Source organism: Pseudoalteromonas sp. BSi20311, from assembly GCF_000239875.1.
Taxonomy (GTDB): Bacteria; Pseudomonadota; Gammaproteobacteria; order Enterobacterales; family Alteromonadaceae; genus Pseudoalteromonas.
The window spans coordinates 40360-47117 of the sequence record NZ_BADU01000028.1 but is presented as its reverse complement, the minus strand read 5'-3'; the positions used below and the strand labels follow the sequence as shown (position 1 = coordinate 47117).

At 41.5% G+C, this 6758-nt stretch carries 5 protein-coding genes; 2 read left to right on the top strand and 3 right to left on the bottom strand.

All coding sequences use genetic code 11. The features are described 5' to 3' along the window. On the top strand, positions 1–490 hold a 490-nt coding region (locus tag P20311_RS02880), incomplete at its 5' end, for a CIA30 family protein (RefSeq protein WP_036984699.1). Positions 491–542: 52 nt separating this feature from the next. Here the strand turns inward: P20311_RS02880 and P20311_RS02875 are convergent. The 3 genes from P20311_RS02875 to P20311_RS02865 all read right to left on the bottom strand — a co-directional run bounded on the left by P20311_RS02875 (position 543) and on the right by P20311_RS02865 (position 3983). Beyond that, the gene (locus tag P20311_RS02875) at positions 543–1019 is read right to left on the bottom strand and encodes an FKBP-type peptidyl-prolyl cis-trans isomerase (RefSeq protein ID WP_008109476.1); all 477 of its coding nucleotides are present in this window, start codon (positions 1017–1019) and stop codon (positions 543–545) included. Beyond that, positions 1016–3445, bottom strand: a complete 2430-nt coding sequence (locus P20311_RS02870) for a Lon protease family protein (RefSeq protein ID WP_193371758.1) — start codon at positions 3443–3445, stop codon at positions 1016–1018. The genes P20311_RS02875 and P20311_RS02870 overlap by 4 nt, the downstream gene beginning before the upstream one ends. 79 nt (positions 3446–3524) lie before the next feature. Further along, on the bottom strand, positions 3525–3983 hold the full coding sequence (locus P20311_RS02865) for a hypothetical protein (protein WP_008109466.1): 459 nt from the start codon (positions 3981–3983) through the stop codon (positions 3525–3527). A gap of 185 nt (positions 3984–4168) precedes the next feature. Between P20311_RS02865 and leuS the strand changes: the two genes are divergently transcribed. Continuing rightward, positions 4169–6757 carry a leucine--tRNA ligase gene (gene leuS, locus P20311_RS02860; protein ID WP_008109464.1) on the top strand — a complete coding sequence of 863 codons (2589 nt, stop codon included), beginning with the start codon at positions 4169–4171 and terminating at the stop codon, positions 6755–6757. The last annotated feature ends 1 nt before the right edge of the window (position 6758 follow it).

The following is a 6758-nucleotide window of genomic DNA, read 5'->3' as shown; positions in this document are numbered from 1 at the left end:
CTTACTGTTTGCTACCACCGAGGCAAACGCTAATGCTCGCTGGTATGTAGTGAATGATTCGGTGATGGGTGGCATTTCTAATAGTCAGGTTTTGCAGGATGATGGCAATTTAGTGTTTACAGGCAATGTATCGCTTGCAAACAATGGAGGGTTTGCTTCTATAAGAACACCATTGGATGTAAAAAACCAAAACATCACTAAAATAGTGCTGCATGTTAAGGGTGATGGTCAAACCTACCAACTACGCTTAAGAACTAATAAGTACATGGATGGAGCAGCTTATACACGCTCGTTTAGTACCACACAGAGCGAGTGGCTTAATATTGAGTTTTTACCTGAGGATTTCCAACTTACTTATCGCGGGCGATTACTTGAGCAACAGCCTACAATTAGCTTTGAAGATATAAAGCAGCTTGGGTTTATGATTGCAGGTAAACAGGCGGGGGAATTTAAGCTTACTATTGGACAAATTAAATTTGCGAGTGAATAGCTAACAATGTAATGACCGCTTAGTTATATAAGCGATCATTAGCTACAATTTTCTAGGATTCAATTGCTAATAATTCTACCTCAAAAATAAGCAATGACGCAGGCGGGATGCTGCCTACTCGCTTTTCACCATAGGCGAGCTGATGCGGTATATAAAACTGAAATTTATCGCCCGGACTCATCAGTTGTAGGCCTTCGGTCCAACCTTTAATAACTTGATGTAAGCCAAAGCTAATCGGAGTTTTACGCTCTACTGAGCTGTCAAATACAGTGCCGTCGATTAAAGTGCCATGATAATGCACTTTCACCATACTCGTTGGGCTAGGTGTATTTTCGCTCTGTCCTTTATGGATTATTTTATATTGCAAGCCAGACGCGGTTTCTTGAATGCCTTCTACCTTTGCATTAGCAATTAAATAATCACTTTCAATTTGCGCGTTTGCGATTGCTTGCTGCTTGGCTTTTTTACTGTTTTTAAAAATTAAAACACAAAAAATCGCAATAACAATCAGTAAAATTATATTGATCATAACTCCCCTTTTTCATCTTCTGAGTCGTGGTCTTTTTCGTCGCTGTTATCGCCATTAACAATATCAGCAATGTCTTTTAAACGCGCTAATGCAATGCCATTGACCGAGTCTTCTGGGTAGTGTTCATCAACCATATCACCCGCTTCAATATCCATTAATAAGTTTAGCGCTTGGTCAACGGTTTCCACAGCGAAAATATTAAATTTACCTAACTCAACGGCATTGAGTATCTCGTCATCAAGCACTAAATTAACTTGGTTTGATTTTGGAATAATAACGCCTTGCTCGCCCGTTAAGCCGCGCATTTTACATAGCTTAAAGAAGCCTTCTATTTTCTCGTTTACACCACCAATTGCCTGCACATCACCATGCTGGTTGATTGAACCAGTTAGTGCAATAGACTGACTAATGGGTAGGCTGGTGATTGCTGAAATTAGCGCACAAAGTTCGGCTAATGAGGCGCTATCACCATCTATGTAGCCATAACTTTGTTCAATAGCAATATTCGCACTGAGTGTTAAGCTAAAGTGCTGCGCGTATTTGTTACCTAAATAACCGGTAAGCAGCATTACCCCCTTTGAGTGAATTGCTTTACCCAGCTCGGCTTCGCGTTCCACATCAATAACGCCGTCAGCGCCAGCATAAACGGTAGCAGTAATGCGTGCAGGTGTGCCAAATGAGGTATCACCAATGTGCAGTACCGTTAAACCATTAACTTTACCTACAGCTTGCCCGTCGGTTGCTATTAAAGTGTGCCCTTCTTTTATATCGCTGAGCATGTTTTCGCTAATTTGCCCCGTACGGTACTGCTTGCCTTCTATGGCTTCGTCAATATGGCGAGCATCAATCACCGTCAACTTATCTTGCTTAGCGTAAAAACTGGCCTCAGCCACAAGCTCTAGCACATCAGCAAAACGGGCAGAAAGTTTATTATGGTGCTCAGCTTGGCGATAACTAAATTTAAGTAATCGCACCATTGCTGATTCGTTTAACGTGCACTTTAATGTCTGCTCACAGTAATCGCTTACTTTAGTAATAAACTGATACTGCAGCTTATCGCTACTTGGTAAGTAATAATCAAAATCGGCAAGTACTCTAAATAACTCGGCAAACTCTTCATCGTATTCACCAATGGTGTAATAAAGTTCACGTGAACCTAGCAAAATAATTTTTACATCAAGTGGTATTAACTGCGGGCGAAGCGTAAAGCTGCTGCCAACAACACTGTCTTGGTAAGGTAAATCATTTTTAATTTGATGGGTTTTTAGCGATAGTTTTAACCCATCCCACACTTGGGGTTGAGCCATTACTTTTTCAGCGTCCATAATTAAATAGCCGCCATTGGCGCGGTGCAGCGCACCAGGCTGAATTGAGCGATAACTAGTAATTAACGACCCTTGCGATGTGGCATATTCAATTTTGCCAAAAATATTACCAAAGGTTGGGTTTGGCTCGTAAACAACCGGTGCCGCATCGCCTTCTTTGTATTCAACTAAAATATTTGGCGCAAAAAAGTCGGTAAGCATGCCTTTACGGTCAAAGTCTTCTTTGTTTTCTTCGCTTTCGCCTTCATCATCAAGCCATTCGAGCACGGCATCAATAATTTCTACACGTATATCTTTTAAATAACGCAGCACACCAATATGGCTGGCGTATTTATGTTCTAAATCTTTTAATAACGGTTTAGTGGCTTGCTCAGCAGTAGACTTTTTAAGATTACGGAGCTTTTCTTTGGATTCACGTTTCCAGCGCGGTAACTCAATAAGCGCTTCAATGAGGGCATCTTCTAATTTTTCTATGCGCTCAAAAAACATTTCGCGTAAATCATCTTCCAAATCAGAAAATTCATTATCGGTAAGTTGCTTACCATCAATTAACGGTGCAAACCCGACCACGCCTTTTTCTTCAATTAATGCCACGCTTTGCTCAAGCGCAGCTATTTCTACCGCGGTAATTGCGCCGTCGTAAGCATCGTTAAATTCACGGTCTATCGATTTTTTCTTACGCTGATAAGCAGGGTTATCAAATGCAGCAGGAAAAGTGTCGAGCACTTCATCAATAAATGAGTCAATATCATCGGCTAATTGTTTGCTTTGCCCTGCATGCATAAATAACGCAATAGGCTCACGGTGATCGTCGTAGTTATTAACATATAACCATTCATGCGGTGTTGTGCGCTCTTTAGCGTGTTGTTTTAATTTGTCTTTTACTAAAGTAAAACGCCCGTGTGCCGCCTCTCCCATTACATAAACATTATAACCGGGTAGGTCCATTCCTAAAGAGAAGTCCAAGGCACTTTGCGCACGTTGTTGGCCTATAAAGGTAAGTTGCTCTGGGTATGGGTTGCTCATGCAGGTGTTTACATGGCTCGATGAAATACTCGGTGCAAGATTTGATACGGGTAGTGGCAGCAATTTTTTCGTCATTCTAACTTCTTTTTTTACCAGCATATTCGCTAGGTTTTGGACATATTTAGTGGCTATATAAGCCACTCAATATTCATATTTAAGGTTGTAAAGCCTGGCGGCTAAAGTAGATGCCATCACACTGTGTACACGGAATAATTTGCGTCGCATGATAAACATCGTAGCTATGGTTGCAATTCTTACATACTAATGTGCCCATGGCTATCCATTCGCCTGCGTGATAAACACCATTATGCTTAAAATCTTCACTTAACGACTGCCATTCTAGCTGTGTTTTATCTTCAATATGAGAAAGCTCAAACCACAATGACTCTTTAAGCTCCTGCCATGCAAGCGAATTATAGTAGTTGTTATTTTCTTGTAGATGAGAAATGTCACGCATTAAGTAATTACGATAAAGCTGATATTTTTCTTCACCTAAATCTTTAAGTGCCTGCTCAGATTCAATAAATCGCTTTACTGCGGCTTTCACTTCATGCTCTTTGACATCTTTTAACCAATCGGTTAAATCACTAAGCCATGTTCTGTAATCTGCCATTTTATACTCCTTCAAAACGTCTGCTGATTTACTCTATATCATAGATAAGTATAGGTTAACCTGTACTGAAAACTAATTTACTCGCAAATTTACAAAAAGCGCCGCTTTGACGCTGTGAATAGCGCTTTATTTGGGGTATCCTATCGACAATTTTTTATTAGTATGCAAGAAGTTTGGAAACGTAAATGCAAGAGCAATATAACCCACAAGACATAGAGTCAAAAGTCCAACGCTACTGGGAAGAAAACCAAGTATTTAAAGCCACAGAAGATGAGAGCAAAGAAAAATACTATTGCCTCTCAATGTTTCCTTATCCAAGTGGTCGACTGCATATGGGTCATGTGCGTAACTACACCATTGGTGACGTGGTTTCTCGCTTCCAGCGCTTGCAAGGAAAAAACGTAATGCAGCCTATGGGTTGGGATGCGTTTGGTTTACCAGCAGAAAACGCGGCTATTAAAAATAAAACAGCCCCTGCAAAGTGGACTTACGAAAATATTGACTACATGCGTAACCAACTTAAGCAATTAGGTTTTGGTTACGATTGGGATCGCGAGATTGCGACTTGCCACCCAGAATATTACAAATGGGAACAATGGTTTTTTACTAAGCTTTACGAAAAAGGCCTAGTGTACAAAAAAATGTCAACGGTTAACTGGGATCCGGTCGATCAAACTGTACTAGCTAACGAGCAAGTAATTGACGGCCGCGGTTGGCGCTCAGGTGCGGTAGTGGAACAAAAAGAAATTCCACAGTGGTTTATTAAAATTACCGACTACGCACAAGAGCTATTAGACGATTTAGACAAATTAGAAGACTGGCCTGAACAAGTTAAAACCATGCAGCGCAACTGGATTGGTCGCTCTGAAGGCTTAGACATAGAATTTACACGTACCGATAACAACGAAAAATTTAGCGTATATACTACGCGCCCAGATACATTTATGGGCGTAACATACCTAGCCGTTGCCGGTGGCCACCCTATTGCACAAGAAGCGGCGAAAAATAGCGACGCGATAGCAATGTTTGTTGAAGAATGCAAAAACACTAAAGTTGCCGAAGCAGACATGGCAACCATGGAGAAAAAAGGCATTGCAACGGGCTTTTACGCTACTCATCCATTAACGGGCGAGCAACTACCAATTTGGGTTGCTAACTTTGTATTAATGCATTACGGCTCAGGTGCGGTAATGGCAGTACCTGCTCATGACCAACGTGACTTTGAATTTGCAACAGCTTACGGCCTAGATATTAAACAAGTTATTGCCCCTGCTGAAGGCTCTGAGCTTGAAGTAAACCTAGCTCAAGAAGCATTCACCGAAAAAGGGGTATTAGTAAACTCAGGTGAATTTGATGGCCTTGATTTTGAAAACGCCTTTAACGCTGTTGCCGACAAGCTAGAAGCATTAGGTGTGGGAGAGCGTAAAGTAAACTTCCGTCTACGCGATTGGGGTGTAAGCCGTCAGCGTTACTGGGGTTCGCCAATTCCAATGCTGAGTGATGAGAATGGTAATGAGCTTGCTGCCACTGAAGATATGCTACCAGTGCGTTTACCAGAAGATGTGGTAATGAATGGCGTTACCTCACCAATTAAAGCTGACCCAGAATGGGCTAAAACAACTGTAAATGGTGTACCTGCCACTCATGAAACTGATACTTTTGACACCTTTATGGAGTCATCATGGTATTACGCTCGCTACTGTAGCCCGCGCCATGACGAGGGTATGTTAGATCCAGCGGCAGCTAACTATTGGTTACCAGTAAACCAATACATTGGTGGTATTGAGCACGCAATTTTACATTTATTGTATTCGCGCTTTTTCCACAAATTATTACGTGACTTTGGTTTAGTTAATTCAGACGAGCCATTCGACCGCTTACTTTGTCAAGGTATGGTATTAGCTGAAACGTTTTATCGTAAAGATGAAAAAGGCGGCGATATATGGATTTCGCCAAGCGATGTTAATACCGAAACCGACGAAAAAGGCCGCGTAACCAAGGCATGGCATAAAAAAGACGGTGATCCTGTGTTCTCATCTGGCATGAGCAAAATGTCTAAGTCGAAAAACAACGGCATAGACCCGCAAGAAGTCATTGCCCAATACGGCGCAGATACCGTGCGTTTGTTTATGATGTTTACTGCACCACCAGAGCAAACGCTTGAATGGTCAGATTCAGGGGTTGAAGGCGCGCACCGTTTCTTAAAACGTGTATGGAAATACGCGGTAGATGTTAAAACGGTTGGCTTCCAAGCACTTGATAAATCGGCGCTTACAAATCCGCAAAAAGTACTTCGCCGTGAGCTACATAAAGCGATTGCAAAAGTGAGCGATGATGTTGAACGTCGTCAAACATTCAATACGGCAATTGCCGCAATTATGGAGCTATCTAATAAGTTATTAAAAGCGCCATTAAACGATACTCAAGATGTCGCCATTGCTAACGAGGCATTAGAAGCATTGCTTATTATGCTAGCACCAATAACACCGCATTTATCGCATCAGTTATGGCAAGATCTAGGTAAAGAAGGTGATATTTTAGATGCAGCATGGCCAAAAGTTGACGAATCTGCCCTAGTTGAAGATGAAAAATTAATCATCGTACAAGTAAACGGTAAATTACGTGCAAAACTAACGGTTGCAGCTGATGCAACGCAAGAGCAAGTAGAAGCACTTGCGTTTGCAGAATCTAACGTCACTAAATTTACTGATGGTGCAACAATCCGCAAAGTTATTTATGTACCCGGTAAATTACTTAACGTGGTAGCTAACTAAT